Source organism: Microbulbifer echini (assembly GCF_041447225.1).
Lineage (GTDB): Bacteria > Pseudomonadota > Gammaproteobacteria > Pseudomonadales > Cellvibrionaceae > Microbulbifer > Microbulbifer echini.
Genome location: NZ_JBGMEL010000015.1, coordinates 1 through 24,597 on the forward strand (window position 1 = coordinate 1; position 24,597 = coordinate 24,597).

The window sequence follows — 24,597 nt, forward strand, 5'->3', positions numbered from 1 at the left end:
TTTTACACATCCTGGTCGCTGAATCAAGTGTTTTTTTCAGCTTTTTTCTCGGCGATCCGTGTGGCCCAAAGAGCTTTCCGGATCCCTGCAAGGCCGTTTCCGTCCTTGCTTGAGTGGCGTGCATTATAGCGGCCTCTCGGTGCTTGGCAAGCTCTTTTTTGAAGTAATTTTCTTAAGAAAATCAATCACTTGGAGCTGCCTTCCCGCTACTGCCTGAGCAGCGAGGAGGCGAACTATACGGATTACTGTGCTTCTGTGCAAGACTTTTTTCAGCTGTCGCACAGCCCTCTTATTTTGAGGGGAATATTAAGGCCGCATCCGACCTTCCGACGATCACAATTCCGTGTTAGCTCGCATCCCCACTTACCTATAAAGTAAGGTCATGCAACACAGACCCCAAAAGGAATCCTTTTAAATTAGTGCAGCTCTTTATCCTTCGCTTTATCACTATCGGCTTTCCCAGGCTGATTGGCTGGTTTCGGATGTACTCGCCCCCATAGCCACATCGCCGGGCCCGATAGTGTGTAGAGTACGGCCAACGTGAGCAACACTCCAGCGGGGTCTATAGTCACGAGGCTGAAGATAAGGATAACTGCAAGCATCATTACAAAGGGCACCCTACCCTTGAAATCCAGTCGCTTGAAGCTGGTGTAATGGAAATTGGAGACCATCAGGAGCCCAGCCGCTCCAGTTACCAGCGCAGCGATTGTTGCCAAACCTGCACCGACCTCCAAATCGTGCCCCGCCCAAACCATACTGGCGACTATTGCCGCCGCAGTCGGGCTGGCGAGACCGATAAATACGCCCTTATCGACTGTATCGACCTGAGTATTGAAACGGGCCAGGCGCAGGGCGGCACAGGCCGCATATAAAAATGCGATCGCCCAACCAAATTTTCCCAAGGTGCCCAAACCCCAACTAAATGCCACTAAGGCAGGGGCAAGACCAAAGGACACCATGTCCGAGAGGGAGTCATACTGCACACCAAAGGCGCTTTGAGTATCAGTCAAGCGCGCCACTCGCCCATCCAGACCATCCAGCACCATGGCTACAAATATCGCGATAGCCGCCGCCTCAAAGTTGCCACTCATTCCGGCTACGATGGCATAGAAGCCACTAAAGAGAGCACCCGTCGTAATCAGGTTGGGCAGAAGATAAACTCCACGAGCACGTACTCTCTTGCCGTTTTCCGCAACCTCTTCCTCAATATGCTCGTCGATCGGTAAACGAATTTCCTCATTCGACTCACTTGCTGGGTCCGCGGGCTGCTTCTTATCCCCTTGAACGCTCATAGACTCTCCGTTAATACATTTTGCAGCCAGCGAGTGTACGCCATTGCCCAATGTGCGCACAGGGCAAAAAAAAACGGCGGGAAGCCCCGCCGTTTTTCTTATAAAAAGGATCAACCGTTGCCTTCGGTCCGGTCAATAATTTTATTGGCCTTGATCCAGGGCATCATCGCCCGCAGCTTGGCGCCCACCTGTTCAATTTCATGTTCCGCCCCGATACGACGCTCCGCTTTCAAACGCGGTTGCCCGGCGAGAGACTCCAGCATAAAGTCCTTGGCAAATTTACCGGTCTGAATATCTTTGAGCACACGCTTCATTTCAGCCTTGGTATCTTCGGTAACGACTCGCGGCCCGGTAACATAGTCGCCGTACTCTGCGGTATTGGAAATAGAATAGCGCATGTCGGCAATACCCCCCTGGTACATAAGATCGACAATCAGCTTAAGTTCGTGCAGGCACTCAAAATAAGCCATCTCTGGCGCATAGCCGGCCTCAACGAGTGTTTCAAAGCCCGCAGTTACCAGCGCAGACACACCACCACACAGTACCGCCTGCTCGCCAAACAGGTCGGTTTCAGTCTCTTCGCGGAAGTTGGTTTCAATAATGCCCGAGCGGCCGCCGCCATTTGCGCTGGCGTAAGAAAGGGCGAGATCCTTCGCCTTACCCGAGGCATCCTGGTAAATCGCAATCAGGGTTGGCACGCCGCCACCCTCTAGATAGGTAGAGCGCACCGTATGGCCGGGGCCTTTAGGCGCGATCATAATGACATCCACATCGGCCGGCGGCTCAATTAATTCAAAGTGGATATTAAAGCCGTGAGCGAAAGCGAGTGCCGATCCGGATTTTAAATTTGGAGCCACCTGCTCCCGATATATATTCGCCTGGTACTCATCTGGAGCCAGGATCATAACCACATCCGCATCCTTGACTGCGCTTTCCACCTCGGCAACACGCAGGCCAGCACTTTCGGCCTTACTCCAGGAGCTTGACCCTCTTCTCAGGCCAACAACTACATTAGCCACACCCGAGTCTTTGAGATTATTGGCGTGAGCGTGTCCCTGAGAACCATAACCAATAATGGCAACATTTTTTCCGCGAATTAAAGAGAGGTCACAATCTTTATCGTAATAAACTTGCATTGCTAAATTCCTGTTTCCTGCTATCTACACACTTAATATTTTTTCACCACGGGCAATTCCCGAGACCCCTGAGCGCACGACTTCCATGATGGTGTGCTCTCCTAATGCCTGCAAAAACGCATCGAGCTTTTCACCGGTACCTGCAACTTGCACCGTGTACATACTGCTAGTGACATCCACAATCTGCCCGCGAAAAATATCCACGCTGCGCTTTACTTCATCGCGCTGGGCGCCGTTTGCACGCACCTTTACCAACAGTAGCTCCCGTTCAATATGAGAACCCTCAGTGAGGTCGACCAGCTTTACTACATCGATGAGTTTGTTCAGATTTTTAGTGATCTGCTCAATTTTGTGGTCATCACCAATGGTCACCAGGGTTAGCCGCGACAAAGTGGCATCCTCGGTAGGCGCGACAGTTAAGCTCTCAATGTTGTAACCGCGCTGGGAAAACAACCCAACAACACGGGACAAAGCACCCGGCTCATTCTCCATCAGAACCGAAATAATTCTACGCATCGCCCTAGCCCCTATGTCCGTTCCGTTTTACTCAGCCACATATCGCGCATGGAGCCGCTCGGCATGACCTGCATCGGATACACATGCTCAGAGGGGTCGACATAAACATCGATAAATACCGTGCGATCCTTTTGCGCGAAAGCCTCCTGCAACTTTGCATGTAAATCCTCGCGTCGTTCAATTTTCACACCCAGGTGTCCGTAGGCCTCAGCGAGCTTGACAAAATCCGGCAGGGATTCTTCGTAAACACTATTGGATAGGCGCCCTTCGTATTGCATCTCCTGCCACTGCTTCACCATGCCGAGGGCCTGGTTGTTAAGGCATAGGATTTTGACTGGTAGATGGTATTGGGTAGCGGTAGACAACTCCTGTATACACATCTGAATGCTGCCCTCCCCGGTTACACATACGACTTCCTTATCGGGGTGGGCAATTTTCACCCCCAGGGCAGCGGGTAAGCCAAAGCCCATGGTGCCGAGGCCACCGGAGTTGATCCAGCGACGCGGCTTATCAAAGTGGTAATACTGGGCGGCAAACATCTGATGCTGCCCAACATCCGAGGTGACGTAAGCATCCCCCTCTGTAATATCGTAAACCGCACGAATCACTTCCTGAGGCATAATTAATGCGCCATCGGTTCTATAGCGCGGAGCGGTATAGAGGCCGTGGCGCTCCCGCCAGTCCTCTATCTGCCGCCACCAGTCAACAATCGCCGACTGATCTGGCTGCTGCTCACTGGATTTAAACGCTTCCAGCATGTCTGCCAACACCGACTGGACGGTGCCCACGATGGGTATGTCGGCAACAATCGTCTTGGAGATGGACGCCGGGTCAACATCGATGTGAATAATCTTGGCGCCGGGACAGAATTTGTTCGGGGTATTCGTAACACGGTCATCGAAACGCGCCCCCACCGCCAAAATCACATCGGCATGATGCATCGCAGTGTTGGCTTCAAATGTGCCGTGCATCCCGAGCATCCCGAGGAAGCGCTTATCACTACCGGGAAACGCACCGAGGCCCATCAGGGTATTGGTCACTGGGTAGTTAAGGTGGCGCGCCAGCGTCGTGAGCAGTTCGGAGCCTTCCCCCTGTACGACGCCGCCGCCGGCGTAAATCACCGGTCGTCGCGCCGATAGCAGCAGTGCAACCGCTTTGCGTATCTGACCACTGTGTCCCTTACCCGCCGGGGTATAGGAGCGCATGCGCAGTTTTTCGGGGTAATGGTAGGGGTACCGCTCTGCGGGATTGGTCACATCCTTGGGCACATCAATAACCACCGGCCCTGGGCGGCCGGTATTAGCGATATAGAAGGCCTTCTTAACCACCGCGGGAATTTCTTCAGCATTCTTTACCAGGAAACTGTGTTTCACGATCGGGCGTGAACAACCCACCATATCGGTTTCCTGAAAAGCATCCTCGCCGATTTTGTCCCTGGGCACCTGGCCCGAGATCACCACCATAGGAATCGAGTCCATATAAGCTGTGGCAATTCCAGTAATCGCGTTGGTAGCCCCTGGGCCGGAGGTCACCAGTACTACCCCCGCCTTGCCCGTGGAACGGGCATAACCGTCTGCCGCATGGGTCGCCCCCTGCTCGTGACGTACCAGTACATGCTTGATGGACTTCTGCCTGAAGATGGCATCATAGATATGCAGTGCCGAACCGCCTGGGTAGCCAAAAATCAGATCTACCCCTTCATCCTGCAGCGCGCGAACCAACATATCGCCGCCGGAAAGTAATTCCACTTGAGTCTCCTCAATTTGCCTAGTTGGTAGGATAGCCATCACCGAAGAAGCGCTAACCGAACGAACAACAAGAATGCTGAACGCCAATTGTAAAGGAAAATGGTGACAGATATCAGCCTGTTGCGTGTTTACATGCCGATTTTTAGGATGAAATCATCGCTTGCAATAAAACACCCAGCCCAAACCCGACACCGCAGTGTCCGAATTGCAGGCTAGCAGGCCTCCAGGGGTAGGGAGAGCCTCTCGACGGAAATGCGGCGGAAGGATGATCCGCCTGAGCTAGCGTCCTGGCCGCGGGTGTGCGGAGACGACTACTCGTCGAGGAAGCAGTCGATTTTGCCAATACAACCTGGACTGTCAATAGACATGAATAAAAGTGTTAAGAGAGTTACAGGAAAGTCCAAGGATGCCGGTACAATACGCCGGGTAAGGAAAGCTAAAACGATGAGGGGTAAATCAATGCGCATCGCACTCGCAATGCTATTCTCTGGCCTGGCACTGGCCACACAAGCCAACGGTATCTACAAGTGGGTGGATGAAGACGGCGTCGTGCACTTTGGTGAACAACCGCCCAATAGCGCTGAAGTTGAAGTCATCAAGAAGCCCAAATCGGAGCGCTTTAAACAGTGGGAGTCGGAGCAGCAAGCCGCGCTGACCGAGGAGCAGGCTAAGCAGGAAGCTAGCAAGCACTCTCCAGAGCCGCAAAATACCAATAAACAAGAACCCCAAGGCTCTTCAAAAATGGAGGAAGAAATTGCGCGTGCACAAGCTCAAGCCCGTGCGCAACGCTGTGAATCCTCGCAGAAAAATCTGAAATCTCTGACAACTCACGCTCGAGTGCGCGAAATTGACGAGCAGGGGAATCACCGCATGCTGGGCGAGGACGAGCGCCAGCAGCGTATCGCAGATGAGAAAAAAAGTATCCGCGATAACTGCTGACGTCCCTGCCATTACAGCTCTTTATAGGGCTTATCGTTGAACAGCTCCAGGCTGTAACGCTCGGTGTAATAACCCGGCTCAAACAGCCTGTCGGCTCTCGGAACAGTCACTCTGGCTATGCTGAGCTGTTTTACCAGGTAGGGACCATCCTGTTCAGCATCACGGATCATCAATCCGTAAAACTCTAAGGGAATCCAGTGGCGCCCTGGAGAAAGCTCAACCTGATATTGGGCACTACCGATCGGTGTCTGCTCATCATTGTAGAGGGAACCGCGGAAGTAAAAACGCCCCTGCTGCAGCACCTCTACCTCGGCCTCCACCAGTAAATCGCCCTCACTAGTGACGGAATCACGCAAATTACCGGTGTAGCTGCCGGTGTCTTCCGACAAGGTGAACGCAGCGGCATCACGCAGACCATCGATATCGGTATCTACAATGATTTTGTAGATACCCGTTGGCAGTGACTCTCCCTGGTAAATCCCCGCCTCCATTTCCGCTTCGTAAACCCGGTCTCCATTGCTATCCTCAAAGGTCAAAGAGCCCACCACATGTTGATCGTCCAGCACCATCAGGGCAGTGAGCTCCGCCGGCACCTTGACCCCGTTGCTGTCTGTTTGATAGGCATAGATCCGCACGGCATCCCCATACCGATAGAATTTCTGATCCGTCCAAAGGGTCAGCGTATCGCCATTGTCACTGTAGGTCGTGCGCTGATCCGGGGCGTGGGTCTGGGAAATCGGATCTTGTGAGACACTCTTAATGGAGCGATTACCCGGTGGATAACGGTGAAATTTCGCCAAATCGGAGAGCAGGGATTGGTGCAGTTCGGTCTTGACCGGCTTAGCTTGGATCTCCTGCCAAACCTGCACAGATTCATCCTCGATCGAAACCTCCTGCACAGGATCGACCTGTCGGGGTTCTGCCCGCTGGGGCTGGCGGGCGGCTAGCCCTCCCGCCTCAGCCTTGGCAACAACCGCCGAGGATACTTCCCCACCTTCACCAGTGCTCCAATAAACCACGGCAGCGGTGATAAAGACGATACTTGCAAAGATGGTTAATCGACGCTTGTTGTTGGCAGGCATGAACTCTCTCCCGTTAAAAACTACTCGGTACAGGCGGCGATGCGGCCGGCACTATTTTTACCCACACCGCAGTCCAGGCCATCGGGTATGCCATCGTAATCCGGGGACATAATACCGCCATTGCGCTGGGCATCGTGGTCGGTATAGATGCTGGCCAAGTTATAAGAGCGAGCCGTACCCTTGTTGTCGTTATCGCAGGAGAACGTTGCGCTGCCGTAGGCAATGCCCATAAAAGTATCGTATTGCTTTAGATTGGACCAGAGATTGCGCTTGCCGGAGCCGGAACAGTTCATCTGGGAGGCGAGATTGATATAACCGTCATCTTCGCCATTTAGCAGTGCTGAGGAAACACTTTCCGCACCTGGGAAACCCGCATAGCCACCGATGGTATAGACCGGTGCAGCCAAGTTAGTGCCCACATAATTGCGTACGGTATAAATATCGTTCGTCTGCATATAGCGCACGGCGGCACACTCTCGACCAAAGAATAGATCGTTGATTACCTCGTCATACCAAGTGCCGTTACAAATCCGGTCGACACCCTCGGTACCTGTGATCGCACCGCCGGTGGTAAAAATTGCAGCCACACCACTAATTGCACTATCGAAATCGACGGTAACCGCATTCACATCGCTCAGGCTGGCAACCTGCACTTCCTGGGTAACCGTTTTACAGCTTTTGCTGCCATACCAAGTGGTCGAGCACTTCTTAACTTCCTGCATTTCTGTATCGGTATCGAACTGATCGTAAGCGCGGTTGTAGTACGGTGATCCTTCAACCGCGTTACCCGCGATATACATCATCTGCGCAGCACCTTGACTGTGGGAAATAATCCAAAAAGTATCCTCTGCAGAACACTGCTTGTCGTGTTCGAATCTATCCCCAGCCCCACTGCGGATCTGAAGAATTTGCCGGGCAATTTCTCCCGAAGTTTGGTCGTGCCAATAGGGAAGTTCACCCTCATCGGTAGAGTTGTACCCCACCACGCCATAGTTTCCGCCACTAGTTAGCAGCTGATCAATAAAGCTACTGTTTTTATATTCATCAAAATAGGTTTCACTCCAGTAATCCAGTGCCGGCTGCACTAAACTCCCATCATTATCTGTACTGGTTGTGTGCCCCTCAACGCCGTGTCCATGGACCAAGATATAGCAGTTCTCCGCTACCGCTGAAGAAGCACCTACCATCGCAGCAAAAAAAACAGACAGGCCTGCGCCCAGTCGCTTAGACAGAGTCATGGTTATCAACCTTTATAATTTTATAAGTGGAAATTTACTGACCGCAGAGTCTCAAGGTATCCGTTTCGCAACACGCTGCAGACCTCTGCACGTTATCCGGTGAGACTGGCATCGCAATAGGATTTAACGCGCCAGAGGATGATCCAGTACGCCACATGAGGCGACCGCATCGTCATATTTCACATTTTTCTTTTCGTTGTTTAAAGCGCCTTTGCTATGATCCAGCCAACGCCACCCGGACGGCAAAGAGTCATGAGAGACCAGAATAAAAATATGTCCGGCCACGCCGGCGTGCCTAAAATTTTTGCACCTTATTTTGTAACTGCTGCTGCGCGCCTCGGTATCCCCATCGGGATATTGATTGAGCGCCTGCCTTTTACGTTTAGCTGGAATCCCCGCGAAAGCGAGCGGCTCAGTTATAGCGAATTCAATGCCCTTATAGAAAACCTGGTGGCGCTCTCCCCCGTTTCTTCACCGGGGCTCAGCTTTAGTCGTTTCCCCATTATTTTGTGGCTCGAGGAAACCATTATTGAGGCACAACCTTCTCTGCGACGCCCACGGGAAATCCTGAGGCCTGCGGAAATTGTTTTGTCTCAAACGCTAGCACCGCTACTGAGGTTCGAAACTAAGCAGGAAGAAGAGTTTGAAACTCTAAATTTGCACTGGAGATTGGAATTATTTAGTGAACAGGTAAACCATTTCCTGGCCGAGATGTTGATGGCCCGTATCGCAGAATTACTGCGCACTCTGAATCCCCAATTTACCGAGGTACGCAGTGTAAAGTTACGTAGCCCCCAACCTAAAGATGACTCTATTTACGCTCGGATATTCCAGTGTCCAATAGAGTTCAACAGCAATGCCAACGCTATAATCTTGGGCCCACAAACCCTAGACTTCCCTATCCCCAGCTACCATAAATTGCTGCGTAGTCAGAGCCGCAATATTCTCAAAACCGTTCTGCACAACACTTTGTCGAGCTACAATTTGGCCGCCAGCCTGCGCTCGTGGCTGGAGAAGCACATACTCAGCGAAGAAGTCACCATCAAGCAGGCCGCCGCCCACTTCCGCACCAGTGGACGCACCCTGCAAAGAAGATTAAAAGAGCAGGGGGTCACTTTTCAGGAGCTAAAAGATAGCGTCACCCTAGCCCTAACGAAACGGCTACTTCTGTCTTCCAGTGAATCCGTCGAGAGCATTGCGGTAAAACTGCACTTTGCTGAACGGGCCGTGTTCACCCGATTCTTTAAAAAGCACGAGGGAGTAACTCCCAGTGAGTTCCGCCGAAGCAATACCACAAGGGGTATCCTCGACGTCTGAAACAGCGACGCCAAACATCCCCCCAAACGAACTGCGTTATCTCCCTCGCGCTTTTATTACTGCCTGGTAGTCGCGCCCCAAATATAAGTACATAGCCGGTACGACAAATAACGTAAACAGTGTTCCTATGCTCATACCCGAGGCCACAACCAGGCCCATAGCAAAACGGGCCCCGCCTCCAGGGCCCGAAGCAATCAGCAGCGGTACCATCGCCAGCACTAGTGATGCCGTGGTCATCAGTACGGGGCGCAGTCGAATTGAGGTAGCCTCTTCGATAGCTGCACGCTTATCCAACCCACCCAGCTGTAATTTATTAGCGAATTCCACGATCAAAATTCCATGCTTGGAAATAACACCAATCAAAGTCACCAATCCCACCTGCGTGTAAATATTCAGCGTGGTCAACCCCAGGCTGACAAATATCATGGCCCCACAGACACTCATGGGCACGGTGACCAGCATGATGAGCGGGTCGCGCCAAGATTCAAACTGGGCGGCGAGCACCAGGTAAATCACGATTAAGGCAAAGAAAAAAGTTACCACTAATTCAGAGCCCTCAGTTTTGAACTGGCGGGATTGACCGGAGTAGTCCACCGAGTACTCCGCAGGCAGTATTTCCTCAGCCGCGGTCTCCAGCACCGCCAGTGCCTCCCCTAAGGTGATACCGGGACGCGGCACCCCGGAAATCGTTACGGCATTGAGCTGCTGGAAACGTTTCAATTGCTGAGGTTCCACGGTTTCACGCAGCCTCACCAGAGTCGCTACAGGGACAAGGTCACCGTTAACTGCGCGAATATAGTATTGCGCCAGTTGCTCGGAGGTCAGGCGGTCAATCCGCTCGACCTGTGGTATTACCTTGTAACTGCGGTTATCCAGGGAAAAACGATTAATATAGGCGCCGGATAACATAGCGCCCAGGTCACGCCCTAGGTCCGCCATATCCACCCCCATCGTAGCCGCCTTCTCCCGGTCAATTTCAATAACGATTTTTGGCTTATCAATTTTCAGGTCAGAATCCAAAAAAATAAATTTTCGGCTCTGTAATGCCTTCGCCATAATTTCACTGGCAACTGCCGAGAGGTTCTCCATCGGCTCAGTTGCCCCAATCACAAATTCAACCGGGAGTTGCCCGCCGGCAGTGGGCAAACTCGGCGGCACCACCACCGCCACTTTCAGCCCGGCAATATTGCGTACATCCTTGCTGATCAACGCCTGCATTTGTGCAGTATCCCGATCGCGTTTTTCCCAAGGCCCCAGCACAAAACCCGCGGTGGCATTATTGATACCGCTACTAAAAGTCCCTGCACCATTGAGCAGAAAAATATTTTCAACCTCCGTGTACAAATCGGCAATGTCCACCAGCTGCCCGCTGTACTGTTCGACATAATCCAGGGTGGCGTAGGCATCCGCTGTGGAAATGGTCAGTATCAGGCCTCGATCCTCTATCGGTTCCAATTCCTGCGGTGAGGTGATGAAGAGGAAATAGCAACTTACCAGGACAATCAAACCAAATAATAAAATTACTTCTCGCTCTTCCAGCGAATTGTGCAGACGTTTTTCAAAACCTTTTTGTAAACCCGCAAAACGCCGCTCCAACCAGACCTCCAAGCGCGTTCCCCCGCTATCCCGTGGTTTTAGAATTCTCGCCGCCATCATCGGAGACAAGGTCAACGCCACCACACCAGACAGCAATACAGCGCCGGCGAGGGAAAAAGCAAATTCGATAAATAAAGTGCCGGTAAGACCTCCGAGAAAACCTATGGGAATATAAACAGCGATTAAAGTAGTGGTCATGGCCACTACTGGCCAGGCCAGTTCTCGTGCCCCCACGATAGCCGCTTCGCGGGGAGCGAGCCCCTCTTCGATATGGCGATGTACATTCTCCAAGACAATGATCGCATCATCCACCACTATGCCGATGGCCAAAACCATGCTGAGTAGAGTGAGTAAATTGATAGAGAAACCCATCAATAACATCAGGAACATTGCACCCACCAAGGACAGGGGAAGTGCCACAGCGGGAATCAGAACACTGCGCAGGGACCCCAAAAACAGATAGATCACCACAATTACGATGATTACCGCTTCGATAATTGTGCGCACGACTTCTGCAATAGAATCCTGGATATATTCAGTGCTGTCATAGGGGATTTCCCCCTGCATCCCTTCGGGCAGCTGCGGAAAAATTTCACTCTGCAGCTTTTGCCGAACACGCTTAATGACATCCAGGGAATTTGCATTTGGCGCCACTTCGATCGCGATAAACGTCGCTGATTGCCCATTAAAGGTGACCGAGCTATCGTAATTTTCTGCACCCAGCTCAATTTCGGCTACATCCCTGAGGCGTACCAATTGATCGCCGCTGGCGCGCACCACCAGATTGCGAAAGTCCACCTGACGGGAAATGTCCGTATCTGCACGTATTTCCATCGCCACTCTCGAGCCCTTGGTGGCCCCTACCGCGGATAAAACATTATTATCGCGCAGAGCGTTGGCCACATCCTCCGGGGTTACCTCCAGCGCAGCCATTTCCTTAGGTTTAAGCCAGGCGCGCATAGCAAAAGTGCTATCTCCCAGCAGGCGCGCGCGCTGCACACCTGCTACGGTGGCCAGTTTGGGCTGTACTACCCGAACCAGGTAATCGGTGATCTGGTTATTGGCGAGGATGCCCGAGGAAAACGACAGGTACATGGCAGCCGTGGTCTCGCCCTGCTGCATTTCCACACTGGAGTCTTCAGATTCCTCAGGCAAGTCGCTGCGCAACTTATTAACCTTGGCCACGACCTGGGTGAGCACCTCATTAGGATCGAAGTCAAATCGTACATAGGCATTAATCGTGGAAAGCCCCTGCACGCTGGTCGACACCATATAATCGATACCATCAGCCGTAGCAATTTCCTGTTCCAGGGGCGTGGTAATAAAACCCTGTACCAGATCGGAATCGGCACCTACATAGACCGTGGTCACAGTGATGACCGCATTTTCCAATTCTGGATACTGGCGAATATTTAACTCAGTGATTGAACGCAGGCCTAGTAAAAAAATAAAAAGGCTAACCACAGAAGCCAATACCGGCTTGCGAATAAAAATCTCTGTGAAGTTCACCACGCCCCCCTGCGGAAGTTAGCTATTCCCAGGGTTTGGGGATGGATTCTCCGGCGGCTTGTTTTCATTGTTGATAATGGCCGGCTCGCCATTGCGCAATTTAAGCAGACCGCTACTCGCCACCTCATCACCCAGTAATAATCCCTGTACAATTTCCACCAGATCACCGCGCTCTTCCCCAGTTTTCACAAAGCGCTTATTCGCTGTGATGGTGTTACCTTTCTCATTCTTTTCCAATACAAAAACCGACACGCCATAAGGTGCAAATACCAGAGCCGTACGGGGCACCACCAATACACGGCGGCTCGCTTCAATCTGTATCGAAACCTGGGCAAACATGCCTGGGCGCAAGTGTTTCTTTGGATTATTCAATGTGGCCTGTATAAGAAAATTGCGGCTGGAATTATCTACCCTTGGGTCCACCGCAGTGATTTTTCCGCGATAAATGTTTTCGGGAAAAGCATCCGTTGTCAGGCTGACCGACATTCCCGCCTTCACCATGGCGTATTTCTGTTCGGGAAGAGAAAAATCGACAAATATAGGATCCAGCTGCTGCAGGGAAACCACCGCCTCCCCAGGACTGACATTCTGCCCCAGGTCTATGCGACGAATACCCAGTACACCGCTAAATGGTGCTACAACTCTGCGCTGATCTACCCTGGCACGCTGTACTTCGATATTGGCCACGACCTGATCCAAAGTACTGCGCGCAGTGTCCAGATCCGCTTCGGTGGTTACTCCGCGCTCGGTTAAGGTTTTAATTCGCACATAATTGCGCCTGGCCAAACGCAGCTCCGCATCGAGAACCTGTAGCTGGGCCTTCTCTGGCTCGGCAAATATTTCCACGAGAAGGTCGCCTTTGTGTATGTACTGCCCAGATTTAAAATGGATGGCACTCACAACCCCCTCGGCCTCAGTGGTGACTTCAACACCGTTCACCGCACGAACAGTGCCAACCCCACTTAAATCCTCTCGCCAATTTTGCTGCTCCGCTTTCGCCGAGGTCACTGTGGGTGCCGGTAGGGTCATGGTATCGAGGAATTGATTCACCATGTAACTGCCAATAAATTTATACGCAAATATACCGCCAAAAAGCATCAGGCAACCAAGCAGCATTAGCATCATGCGTTTACTGATCATTTACCCCCAATCACTCACGAAAATGCCGTAAATCGACAAGCTAGAAAATTTGCCCAGTACGGTGTTCGCACTTAGCAATCTACAGAGTTCAGTTTATGAAGAAAATACGGTATCTACCGCTAAACGCTCGCGCCATTGCACTCAGTCATCGCCAACAGGAAAACGAAGAAGATAAAGGGATGCCACTTTTCGGCTGGGGATATACAGCGCCAGTTCTTGCTGGCACTGAAAGTATTAATTCGGCAAATTAATAGATAGGTTAACGCGAGCAAGGATGTGTCGCGGCCGATACTGAAATAGATGGAATTCATCTATTTCAGTAACACTCCAACACTGTAGCAATCGCTCAGCGGAATACCGCCCGATCACCTTCCACATCTGCATGGATGGTAGTTCCGGGGGTAAATTTTCCAGCGAGTACATCTTGCGCCAGCGGATTTTCCAGCCAGATCTGGATAGCGCGTTTAAGGGGGCGCGCGCCGTACACCGGGTCAAAACCCACCTCTGCGAGCTTATCCAGCAGAGCCTCGGAGACCTCTAGCTTCAGATCGCGTTCGCTGAGGCGACGACACAACTGGCGCAATTGAATTTCTGCAATAGAACGCACTTCCGCCTTGTCCAGCGGATGGAACACCACCACCTCATCAATACGGTTGATAAACTCTGGACGGAAGTGGGTGCCAACGACCTCCATTACCGCATTTTTCATCTGGCGGTAACGAATTTCGGCATCCAGGTCATCGCCATTCGTGGCACTGGCAAACTTCTGGATCAGGTCCGAGCCCAGGTTCGACGTCATCACCACAACGGTATTGCGGAAGTCCACAGTGCGCCCCTGGCCATCGGTCAGACGACCGTCGTCGAGCACTTGTAGGAGAATATTGAAAACATCCGGATGCGCCTTCTCCACCTCATCGAGCAGGACTACCGAGTACGGCTTGCGTCGCACGGCTTCGGTCAGGTAACCGCCCTCCTCGTATCCCACATAGCCGGGAGGGGCACCAATCAGACGGGCCACCGAGTGTTTCTCCATAAATTCCGACATATCGATGCGCACCATGGCATCTTCGGTGTCAAAGAGAAATTGCGCCAACGCCTTGCACAGTTCCGTCTTACCGACCCCGGTGGGCCCAAGGAAAAGGAAGGAACCATTTGGGCGATTTGGATCGGCGAGACCCGCGCGTGAGCGACGCACAGCATTGGCTACAGCTTCCACAGCTTCACCCTGCCCGATCACACGCCTGTGTAACTCGTCCTCCATACGCAACAGTTTTTCCCGCTCACCTTCCAGCATTTTGGAAACGGGAATGCCGGTCCATCGGGAAACGACTTCGGCCACTTCTTCATCGGTGACACGGTTGCGCAGTAGGCGCGGCTCTTCACCGACATCTGCAGTGGCAGCAGATTTTAGCTGTTGTTCCAGCTGGGGAATCACGCCGTACTGCAACTCCGACATGCGCGTAAGGTCACCGGCACGGCGCGCCGATTCCATATCCAGTTTGGCCTGCTCCAGCTTTTCCTTTAAGTCGTGACTGCCGGCGAGCTGGGATTTCTCCGCTTTCCACACTTCTTCGAGGTCGGAATATTCTTTTTCCAGCAGGTGAATTTCCTCCTCCAACTTGGCCAATCGTTTCTGTGTGGCCTCATCACCCTTATCTTTTTTTACCGCCTCCCGCTCAATTTTTAGCTGGATAAGACGGCGCTCTAACTTATCCATGGACTCAGGCTTGGAATCTATTTCCATGCGGATACGACTGGCGGCTTCATCGATCAAGTCGATGGCCTTATCGGGTAGCTGGCGATCGGTGATATAGCGCTGGGACAATTTAGTGGCGGCAATAATTGCCGAGTCGGTGATATCTACACCGTGATGGACCTCGTAGCGCTCCTTCAATCCACGCAAGATCGCAATGGTATCTTCCTCTGTGGGCTCATCCACCAATACTTTTTGGAAGCGACGCTCCAGGGCCGCGTCTTTTTCGATGTACTTGCGATATTCATCCAGAGTAGTGGCACCGACACAGTGCAGCTCACCGCGCGCCAATGCTGGCTTGAGCATGTTGCCGGCATCCATGGCACCTTCCGCTTTACCGGCGCCCACCATGGTGTGCAGCTCATCAATAAAGAGAATGATCCGGCCTTCCTGCTTGGACAGTTCATTGAGCACCGCTTTCAGGCGCTCTTCAAACTCACCACGGAATTTGGCTCCCGCCAACAGGGCCCCCAGATCTAGGGAGAGCAGGCGTTTATCCTTAAGACCTTCAGGCACTTCGCCATTGACGATTCGCTGGGCGAGCCCCTCGACAATCGCTGTTTTGCCTACGCCGGGTTCCCCGATCAGCACCGGATTATTTTTGGTGCGACGCTGAAGCACCTGGATGGTACGGCGAATTTCATCATCGCGGCCTATCACCGGATCGAGCTTGCCGGCTATCGCACGTTCAGTGAGATCCAGCGTGTACTTATCCAGTGCTTGGCGCGCCTCTTCCGCATTGGGATCGTCAACTTTTTCGTCGCCGCGCACTTTTTGTATTGCCGCCTCTAATTGTTTCAGATCGCCATTGGCGTTGAGTATTTTGGAAATTTCACCCGCCGCGGAATCAAACGCCGCAAGCAAGACGGTCTCACTGGAGATAAAGCTATCACCATTTTTTTGCGCTTTTTTATCGGTGAGATTCATCAAGCGCATCAGCTCCTGTGACATTCCCACATCGCCGGTGGGGGAGCTGATGGTGGGCAGATTATCCAGTCGCTTAGCCAGATCATTGCGCAAACCATTTAGGTTAAAACCCGCCTGGGATAAAAATGCGGGGACGCTGCCATTGTTCTGGTTGAGTAGCGCCAGTAACAAATGTTCTGGGTATATTTGATTGTGGTCTTTGCCAACGGCCAGTGATTGCGCATCGGCAAAAGCTGCCTGCAGCGGGTTTGTCATTCGGTCTATACGCATGAATGCAACCTCTCCTACTCGGGGATATTGTGTAGCACTGCGTCGATAGCAACCTGTGGGCGCCACGCCTTCAGTGTAGTGATGACCATTAAAATAGGGGCGAGGGGAAGGTTTTCAATGATTTAAATCAATTGGTGGGAATTTCCGACAAAATTCCCTGGCGTGCGAAACTATTCGCTATCAAGGTATTCTTTAATACCCTGCTCATCTTGAATTATGCGGAGAGAGCCCCAACTGCGGGCCGCACCTAATCCCATTACACAAATGGCCTATACAAAATAGTAAGTGCAGTGCGATTTAACGATTGACAGCAATCGTCACTCAGCGGCGCTTATTTGCTCATTACCGGCCAACCAAATCAGTGAAGCCATACGACCGGTGGTTTTTTCCCTACGATAGGAAAAAAAGCGCTCGTTTTCGCTGAATGTACAGTGCTCACCGCCATAAATATTCTCCACACCGAGCTCGGCTAACTCGGCCCGAGCCAGGGCGTAGATATCGGCGAGAAAGTGCAAAGGTTTCTCACTGTGGGGACGAAAACACTGGGCTATCGCCTCAGTGTGCGCGCCACTCAGAGCATTTTCAAAGAAGACCTCCAAAACATCGACCCCCGTCTCAAAAGCCTCAGGGCCAATCGCAGGCCCGAGCCAAACCAGCAGTTCCTGCGGCTCGCAATCCAGTTCGGCAATGGTGTTGCGCAGGATGCCTCCGGCCAAACCCCGCCATCCCCCATGCGCCGCCGCCACCTTGGTCCCCGCCTTATTGCAAAGAAGCACCGGTAGGCAGTCTGCGGTAAGAACCGCACACACAACCCCGCTATCGCTGCTGAAGCTGGCATCGGCTGTGCGGACCAGCCCATCGCTTTGGGCCTCGATAACCCTGTCGCTGTGTATCTGCTCCAGCCACTGGGGTTCTGCTGGCAGCTTCTGCTCCTCCAACAGTTGTCGCCGGTTGGCCTGGACCCTTGACTCCTCATCACCGACATGAGCGCCAAGATTAAACTGACTAAAAGGCCCGGAACTGGCGCCGCCACTGCGCAGGGTCGTTGCCGCATGCACCCGGGCTGGTGCAGGCCAAGAGGGGGTCAGGTAATGGTCAATGGACATGCGTTTTCTGCTTTGCATAGGTGTTGCGGCGCGGGTGTCAGGACACCCGCGCCGCTTCAAGTGGCTCTTTGTCCACCGGTGATCACTCGACTTGATCCCTGTCGAGAAGATCGAGCAGCGCCAGCATATCCGCTGGCATGGGAGCACACCAGTGCATTTTTTCCCCACTAGACGGGTGAATAAGGGCCAGTTCAGCCGCATGTAGCGCTTGGCGAGGGAAGCTCTGCAGGGCCTGGATAAGCTCCCCCGTGGCCTCAGCGGGCAATTTCGCTCGTCCCCCATACAGAGGGTCACCCACCAGAGGATGACGAATGTGGGCCATATGCACGCGTATCTGGTGTGTGCGCCCGGTTTCAAGCTTACAGCGCAGTAATGTCTGGGCCCGATAACGCTGCCGAACCTGGTAATGGGTTATGGCTTCTTTGCCGCCAAAATCCAACACCGCCATTTTCAGGCGGTTCTGTCGATGCCGGCCAATAGGGGCCTCGACGCGTCCGGCCTTGGTGATATAGCCTTGAACCAGGGCATCGTACTGTCGACTGACCGTTCTCTGTTTCAGCTGGTCCACGAGATGCACTTGTGCCGGCAGGGTCTTAGCTACCACCATCAAGCCACTGGTATCCTTGTCGAGGCGGTGAACAATACCCGCGCGAGGAATTTTCTCCTGGGATGGGCAGTGGTGGAGCAGGCCGTTTAACAGGGTGCCATCCGGATTGCCTGCAGCCGGGTGGACCACCAAGCCAGCGGGCTTGTTGACCACTATGAGGCTTTCATCCTCATAGAGGATTTCCAGGTCCAGAGGTTGAGCAATCCAGCTCCCCTGAACCTCCAGCTCCGCGCGAAGACTGAGCTGCTCACCGCCAAATAGCTTATCCTTGGGCTTAGCGGTAGCGCCGTTTAAGGTGAGCTGGCCGCCCTTGATCCAGGATTGCAGGCGTGCACGGGAATAATCGGGAATTAATTCGGCCGCTGCTTGGTCTAATCTTCGACCAGCCATATTGGCCGGAACTTCAATATCGAGTTTTAGGTGGTCATTCATTAAACAATTGCAAATACTTTGGGCAGCTCCGGGACTGTGGTTAAATGTCTGGAGCGCCAGATTAATCTTGGTGGATAGTTTAATAAGGTAGAGTGTGAGAATGATAGAGCGAGGGGCTATGCAAGCCTGGAAAATGCTGTTGCTGGCCTTGGTGTCCGCAATATTGGTTGCCTGCGCCAACACCGACGATTCAGAAGAGGGGCTGCCCACCGGCAACCGCACTGAACAGGCCTTTTACGAAGCTGCACAGCGGCAGTTGCGCACCAGCCAGTGGGACCTGGCGATCAAGAACCTGCGGGCCCTGGAAGACAACTTCCCCTTCGGCAACTACGCCGAACAGGCCCAATTGGAGCTGATCTACGCCTATTATCGCAATTACGAAAACGATGCTGCCATTGCTGCCGCAGACCGTTTTATCCGCCTGCACCCGCAACATCGCAACGTCGATTACGCCTATTACATGAAAGGGCTCTCCTCTTTCACTGAGGGCGCGGGCCTGTTTGAGCGCTTTATGCCCACCGACCTGACCAATCGTGATCCGGGCTCGGCACGCGAATCCTTTGCCTACTTTTCCCAGCTGATGGCCCGCTATCCGGAGAGCCGCTACGCTGCGGATGCCCAGAAACGCATGATTCACTTGCGCAACCTGCTAGCCCGCTACGAAATCCACGTCGCCAACTACTATTTTAAACGCGGCGCCTACCTCGCTGCAGCGAACCGCGGTCGCTACGTTGTGGAAAACTTCCAGCAAACCCCGGCCGTACCAGATGCCCTCGCTGTTATGGTACAGGGCTATCACCTGATGGAAATGCCGGAATTGGAGTCCAATGCACTAGATGTATTGCGCAATAACTACCCAAATCACCCGGCCTTCAAAAAAGATGGCACTTTCAACTACGCCTTTTTCAAAGGGGCTAGCGGTCGCAGTATGGTGCACCGAGTAACCCTTGGCCTCTTTGAGAAGTCAGATCCAAAGGGCTTCGACAGCCGCGAGCTATACAACCCCGAGTACAATCGCGGTGAAGCTCCTCTCCCCCCGGAGCTGATGTAATTTCCTACCTTTAATGTAAAACGGCGCCAAAGGCGCCGTTTTACATTGTGCACGAACCTATTCGCCGGCCTTCCAGCCATTAGTAATCGGATAGCGCCGATCCCGCCCGAAACCCCGCTCGGATATCCGCACACCAACAGCGGCCTGGCGGCGCTTATACTCATTGCGCGACACCAGGCGCACAATCCGCTCCACCACACTACGTTCAAAGCCCCGACTGATAATCTGCTCCGCACTGTAGTCCCAGTCAACGTAGAGGTGCAGAATCCCGTCTAAAACTTCGTAGGGTGGCAAGCTATCGGTATCTGCTTGGTCCGGCGCCAGCTCAGCACTGGGTGGCCGAGTAATCACGGTCTCAGGTATCACAGCCGATACCGTATTGCGGTAGCGAGCCAACTCAAACACCAGCACCTTGGGGACATCCTTCAACGCATTAAAGCCGCCCACCATATCGCCGTATAAAGTAGCGTAGCCCACCGCCATTTCGCTCTTGTTACCGGTGGTCAGTACCATGGCGCCCTTCTTGTTAGAAATCGCCATCAGTAGGACACCGCGAGAGCGCGCCTGTAGGTTTTCCTCAGTCGTATCCCTGTCCCTGCCGGCAAACTCCTCTGCCAGCGCCCCCATAAAGGCATCAAAAACCGGCTCGATACCAATTTCCCGATATTCAACCCCAAGGCGTTGAGCCTGATCGGCGGCATCATTCTTACTCAGATCCGAGGTGTAGCGGAAAGGCATCATCACCGCCTCCACCCGATCCTTACCCAGGGCATCTACCGCAATCGCCAGGGTCAACGCCGAATCAATCCCTCCGGAAAGCCCGAGTACAACGCCGTTAAAACCATTCTTATTGACGTAGTCCCGTACTCCCAATACCAGCGCCTGGTAAACCGCAGCAAGGTCTTCCAGGGGAGGCGCCACCTCGCCTGGCAAAAGGGTTACTCCGCCACTCTGTCGGGAAACCGATACCGGTAGCAGCTGCTCCGCAAATTCCTCCGCCCTGGCACACACCTGTCCCTGGGCATCCACCGCCATGGAACCGCCATCGAAAACCAACTCATCCTGACCACCACACCAGTTCACATACACAATGGGTGTTTGCACGGCACGTGCCTGCCGTAGCAATAACGCTTGGCGCTGTTCGGCCTTACCCCGGTGGAAGGGAGAGGCATTGATATTCAGTATCAATTTGGCCCCGGCTTCAACGGCCGCCTGCAGGGGTTCTGGGTGCCAGATATCCTCACAAATACTGACCCCGACGGGAATGCCCTTGATCTCCACTACGCAGGGTTGTGTCCCTTTGGTGAAATAGCGCTTCTCATCGAAGACCTGATAGTTCGGCAGTTTCTGCTTCGCGTACTCAGCAACCAACTCGCCACCGACAATCAGGCCCGCCATATTGAACAACTTACCATCACGCTGGCGAGGATATCCGACCAGAATTGCGCAGGGCAACTGAACTGCTTTTAGCGCCTCCAACGCCGCTTCAATACGGGTCTGCATGCTTGGACGCAGTAGCAAATCCTCCGGAGAGTAGCCGCACAAAGTCAACTCGGGGAACAGGACCAGATCGGCACCCAGCTCGCGATGAGCTCGGTTAGCCAGCTCAATAACAGTGGCGGTATTCCCCGGAATATCTCCCACGAGAGAATTGATTTGTGCCAGTACTAGCTGCAAAGTAGACATTGTTAAACCTCGGACAAGACAGGCCGCCATTGTAACCTGTGCGGATACTATCGGCAGCGGCCCGCCACAACAACAAACCGGGAATCCACCTTGAGTAGCCCCAACGATATCAATACCCACCCCTCTTTCCAGCACCACGAACTATTGCGAATCTGCGCAATTTATCGACTGTCTATCGCCTTGGTGTTATTGGGCGTTTTCTATTCGGATATCGGCGCCGGTGCCCTGGGAGATTACGCCCCCGCATTATTTCTATACACGATTGTGGTGTATTCCATCCTTAATTTTGGCTGGCTTATTTTCTTACGCCAGCAGGCCTACCAAGTGGGCACGGGTCAGATCGGTATTATCCTGGCCTGCGATATTTTAGTTTTTCTCCTGTTAATTGAATCCAGTGGCGGTCTGAATTCCGGGCTCGGCTACCTATTACTCATTAACTGCTCTATCGGCTCCATACTCTTAGACCGACGTATGAGTGCCTTCTTCGCGGCCCTGGCCAGTATCGGAGTAATCGGCCTGCAGTTGTACAACTTGATTTCGGGTCAGGGGACTTCCCAAGACATTGTCGCCGCCGGTGGCCTGGGCCTATTGCTGTTTGCCACAGTGAGTGCATTGCAATACCTATCAGCTCGCATCCGCAGCGCCAATTTGCGCGCTGACCAGCAGAGCCGACAGGCGGCACACCTTCAGCGGTTAGCTCAACAAATTATCGAACGTATGGGTACCGGGGTATTAGTAGTGGGCCCTAGTAGTCAACCGGAGCTGATCAATCAGGCAGCCCGACGACTTCTGGGGGAGCAGCTACACACCGATAGCAAAGCCGGGAGTGACTTACGCCGATCGATTCGCCAATGGCGCAACAATGGGGGGCCAGGTACTCCCCTTCTGCAAGCAGAAAATGGTAGCGAGCTGCACCTCAACTTTGCCAAGCTTGAGCATGAAAGCGGTAGTAGTACCCTGGTGTTTGTGGAAGATAATCGCACGCTGGCCGAGGCCGCACAGAAATTAAAGCTCGCCTCTCTCGGGCATCTCACGGCATCAATCGCCCATGAAATCCGCAACCCACTATCCGCCATCAGCCACGCCGCACAGCTATTATCCGAGTCTTCTCAACTGCAAGAAGAGGATCATCATCTTACCGATATCATCTGTAGGCAGAGCCAGCGGGTAAACCAGATTATTGAAAACGTAATGCAGCTATCCCGCCGCCAAGCGGGAAATCCCCAGGAACACGACTTGAGTGGCTGGCTGCAGCAGCTGATCCAGGACTACAACGCCGGCTCCGACCAGTCGGACCGTGTTGAACTCGACTTACCGAAACAACCTGTTAGTGCCAAGTTTGACGCCGCACAAATGGCTCAGGTTGTGACTAACCTCACTGACAACGCTTTACATCACTCACAGACCGCCACCGGTAAGCGACAGGCCGAAATCAGTGTGTACTACAATCCAGTGCGAGGCTGTATCCAACTGGATGTGAAAGACCAAGGCCCAGGGGTTCCACAGAAGAATCGCAATAAGGTTTTTGAACCCTTCTTTACCACCGGTAATAAGGGCAGTGGCCTCGGCTTATATATTGCCCGTGAGCTCTGTGAAACCAACAAAGCGAACATCTACCACTGTCGCAGCGACGACGACAGGAGCTGCTTCCGGGTTGAATTCGCGCACTAAAACGGTGTGACTTGATTCTGCTCAGGAATTTTTCCCAAAATGTAGTGGATTATTCGTAAAGAATTTCTGACATAATCAAAAACGGCACTCTTGCCCATAATCTCAACAACAAGAAAAGACAGAGAATTGATGCTACCTCTGGCCCTGGTTGTCGACGACGAACCAGATATCTGCAAACTAATCACTCTCACTCTGCAGCGCATGGATGTGGACTGCCACACCGCCGCCAACCTCGCAGAGGCGAAGCGCCTGCTCACAGAAAATCGCTATGATTTCTGCCTCACAGACTTACGCCTCCCCGATGGCGATGGTCTGCAGTTGGTGGAGCATATCGGTAGCGGTATCCACCGGGATCTACCCGTCGCGGTAATCACCGCCCACGGCAATATGGATACCGCCATTAAAGCCTTGAAACTCGGCGCCTTCGATTTTGTTAGCAAGCCCGTAGACCTGGAGCGGCTGCGCAACCTCGCCCAGCTAGCCCTGCGCCTAAACCGTGACCGCGATCCCCAACAGAGAAAAAACTCTGAGCAGCTGCTTTTGGGCGAAGCACATAATATGCACAAGCTGCGCGAACAAATCCGCAAGGTCGCACGCAGTGATGCCCCGGTCTATATCAGTGGTGAATCGGGTTCCGGCAAGGAGCTGGCCGCTCGCGCTATCCACAGCCAGGGGGCTCGTGCAGATAAACCTTTTGTGCCCATCAATTGTGGCGCCATCCCCGCAGAGCTCATGGAAAGTGAATTTTTCGGGCACAAAAAAGGCAGTTTTACCGGCGCACACAAAGATCAAGCCGGCTTACTACAAAGTGCCCAGGGCGGCACCCTGTTTCTCGACGAAGTGGCCGACCTGCCTCTCGATATGCAGGTAAAACTCTTACGTGCCATACAAGAAAAACGAATTCGGCCTATCGGCGCAAGCCAGGAGATACCCATTGATGTGCGTATTCTTAGTGCAACGCACAAAGATCTGGCCAAGGAAGTCCATGAAGGCCGCTTTCGCAGCGACCTCTACTACCGCATCAATGTCATCGAAATCTCAACGCCGCCCCTGCGCGAGCGCAGCGAAGACATCCCCCTGCTGATCAATGCGATTATGCAACGCATAGCTAATAACTCAGGCGTCACACCACCCAAAATATCCACAGATGCCCAGGCAGCTCTGCAAAACTATCCTTTCCCCGGTAATGTGCGTCAACTAGAAAATATCCTGGAGCGCGCTTTCACTCTGTGCGATCAACAGGAAATTTGTTGTGAAGACCTTTTGCTGGAAAGAGATGAACAACAGCAGGATAGACAGGCTTTAGCCACCACGGCAATAACGGATCCCTTATCACAAAACCAGCTAGAAGATACCAACCGCTTTGATCCCAGCCAGTACAACTCCCTGGATGCGTTTCTACAGGATATCGAAAAAGAGGCAATAGAAAGCGCCCTCACCAAAACCCGCTGGAACCGCACCGCTGCGGCTCAAAAACTGGGGATTAGCTTTCGTTCTCTGCGTTACCGATTGAAAAAATTGGGGCTGGAGACCTAATAAAACGATCGTACCGTAATCGCCCGTGATTGGCTTTTAGAAGGG

At 52.9% G+C, this 24,597-nt stretch carries 18 protein-coding genes; 6 read left to right on the forward strand and 12 right to left on the reverse strand.

All coding sequences use genetic code 11. From position 1 onward, the window contains the following. Positions 1-416: 416 nt before the first annotated feature. From pssA to ACCI51_RS14600, 4 genes are all read right to left on the reverse strand, one after another. Entirely contained in the window at positions 417-1,292 is an 876-nt protein-coding gene (gene pssA / locus ACCI51_RS14585; protein ID WP_299584307.1) for a CDP-diacylglycerol--serine O-phosphatidyltransferase, read from the reverse strand. 110 nt (positions 1,293-1,402) lie between these two features. After that, a complete protein-coding gene (gene ilvC, locus ACCI51_RS14590) occupies positions 1,403-2,428 on the reverse strand; it encodes a ketol-acid reductoisomerase (protein WP_371844265.1) in 1,026 nt (341 codons plus the stop codon). Between the two features lie 24 nt (positions 2,429-2,452). Then, positions 2,453-2,944 carry an acetolactate synthase small subunit gene (ilvN, locus tag ACCI51_RS14595; protein ID WP_299584301.1) on the reverse strand — a complete coding sequence of 164 codons (492 nt, stop codon included), beginning with the start codon at positions 2,942-2,944 and terminating at the stop codon, positions 2,453-2,455. An 11-nt stretch (positions 2,945-2,955) separates the two neighbouring features. Continuing rightward, positions 2,956-4,692 carry an acetolactate synthase 3 large subunit gene (locus ACCI51_RS14600; RefSeq protein WP_371844266.1) on the reverse strand — a complete coding sequence of 579 codons (1,737 nt, stop codon included), beginning with the start codon at positions 4,690-4,692 and terminating at the stop codon, positions 2,956-2,958. Positions 4,693-5,151: 459 nt separating this feature from the next. On the opposite strand from ACCI51_RS14600, the gene ACCI51_RS14605 reads away from it, so the two are divergent. Beyond that, a complete protein-coding gene (locus ACCI51_RS14605) occupies positions 5,152-5,631 on the forward strand; it encodes a DUF4124 domain-containing protein (RefSeq protein ID WP_371844267.1) in 480 nt (159 codons plus the stop codon). Positions 5,632-5,642: 11 nt separating this feature from the next. Here the strand turns inward: ACCI51_RS14605 and ACCI51_RS14610 are convergent, their stop codons facing one another. Together ACCI51_RS14610 and ACCI51_RS14615 are read right to left on the reverse strand one after the other, a co-directional pair. Continuing rightward, positions 5,643-6,713: a hypothetical protein gene (locus tag ACCI51_RS14610; protein WP_299584293.1), complete on the reverse strand. Its 1,071-nt coding sequence runs from the start codon at positions 6,711-6,713 to the stop codon at positions 5,643-5,645. Between the two features lie 20 nt (positions 6,714-6,733). After that, positions 6,734-7,951 carry a hypothetical protein gene (locus ACCI51_RS14615; RefSeq protein ID WP_299584290.1) on the reverse strand — a complete coding sequence of 406 codons (1,218 nt, stop codon included), beginning with the start codon at positions 7,949-7,951 and terminating at the stop codon, positions 6,734-6,736. Positions 7,952-8,203: 252 nt separating this feature from the next. Between ACCI51_RS14615 and ACCI51_RS14620 the strand changes: the two genes are divergently transcribed. Next, positions 8,204-9,268: a helix-turn-helix domain-containing protein gene (locus ACCI51_RS14620; protein WP_371844268.1), complete on the forward strand. Its 1,065-nt coding sequence runs from the start codon at positions 8,204-8,206 to the stop codon at positions 9,266-9,268. A gap of 36 nt (positions 9,269-9,304) precedes the next feature. Here the strand turns inward: ACCI51_RS14620 and ACCI51_RS14625 are convergent, their stop codons facing one another. Beyond that, positions 9,305-12,373 carry an efflux RND transporter permease subunit gene (locus ACCI51_RS14625; protein ID WP_371844269.1) on the reverse strand — a complete coding sequence of 1,023 codons (3,069 nt, stop codon included), beginning with the start codon at positions 12,371-12,373 and terminating at the stop codon, positions 9,305-9,307. 18 nt (positions 12,374-12,391) lie between these two features. Continuing rightward, positions 12,392-13,513 (reverse strand): efflux RND transporter periplasmic adaptor subunit, encoded by a 1,122-nt coding sequence (locus tag ACCI51_RS14630; protein ID WP_299584282.1) that lies wholly within the window; start codon positions 13,511-13,513, stop codon positions 12,392-12,394. Between the two features lie 95 nt (positions 13,514-13,608). Between ACCI51_RS14630 and ACCI51_RS14635 the strand changes: the two genes are divergently transcribed. Beyond that, on the forward strand, positions 13,609-13,764 hold the full coding sequence (locus ACCI51_RS14635; protein WP_371844271.1) for a hypothetical protein: 156 nt from the start codon (positions 13,609-13,611) through the stop codon (positions 13,762-13,764). Positions 13,765-13,859: 95 nt separating this feature from the next. Here the strand turns inward: ACCI51_RS14635 and clpB are convergent, their stop codons facing one another. From clpB to rluD, 3 genes are all read right to left on the reverse strand, one after another. After that, positions 13,860-16,463 (reverse strand): ATP-dependent chaperone ClpB, encoded by a 2,604-nt coding sequence (gene clpB, locus ACCI51_RS14640; protein WP_299584279.1) that lies wholly within the window; start codon positions 16,461-16,463, stop codon positions 13,860-13,862. A gap of 317 nt (positions 16,464-16,780) precedes the next feature. Then, the gene (gene pgeF, locus ACCI51_RS14645; protein WP_371844273.1) at positions 16,781-17,569 is read right to left on the reverse strand and encodes a peptidoglycan editing factor PgeF; all 789 of its coding nucleotides are present in this window, start codon (positions 17,567-17,569) and stop codon (positions 16,781-16,783) included. A gap of 82 nt (positions 17,570-17,651) precedes the next feature. Further along, positions 17,652-18,608 (reverse strand): 23S rRNA pseudouridine(1911/1915/1917) synthase RluD, encoded by a 957-nt coding sequence (gene rluD / locus ACCI51_RS14650; RefSeq protein ID WP_371844275.1) that lies wholly within the window; start codon positions 18,606-18,608, stop codon positions 17,652-17,654. Between the two features lie 118 nt (positions 18,609-18,726). Here rluD and ACCI51_RS14655 point away from each other — a divergent pair, with 118 nt between their 5' ends. Then, positions 18,727-19,659 (forward strand): outer membrane protein assembly factor BamD, encoded by a 933-nt coding sequence (locus tag ACCI51_RS14655; RefSeq protein ID WP_299584269.1) that lies wholly within the window; start codon positions 18,727-18,729, stop codon positions 19,657-19,659. A gap of 57 nt (positions 19,660-19,716) precedes the next feature. On the opposite strand, the gene ACCI51_RS14660 is transcribed toward ACCI51_RS14655, so the two are convergent. Continuing rightward, complete coding sequence (locus ACCI51_RS14660) at positions 19,717-21,345, reverse strand: NAD+ synthase (protein ID WP_299584266.1); 1,629 nt, start codon at positions 21,343-21,345, stop codon at positions 19,717-19,719. A gap of 90 nt (positions 21,346-21,435) precedes the next feature. Between ACCI51_RS14660 and ACCI51_RS14665 the strand changes: the two genes are divergently transcribed. Beyond that, the gene (locus tag ACCI51_RS14665; protein WP_371844276.1) at positions 21,436-23,016 is read left to right on the forward strand and encodes an ATP-binding protein; all 1,581 of its coding nucleotides are present in this window, start codon (positions 21,436-21,438) and stop codon (positions 23,014-23,016) included. A 129-nt stretch (positions 23,017-23,145) separates the two neighbouring features. Beyond that, positions 23,146-24,552, forward strand: a complete 1,407-nt coding sequence (locus ACCI51_RS14670; protein WP_371844318.1) for a sigma-54-dependent transcriptional regulator — start codon at positions 23,146-23,148, stop codon at positions 24,550-24,552. The last annotated feature ends 45 nt before the right edge of the window (positions 24,553-24,597 follow it).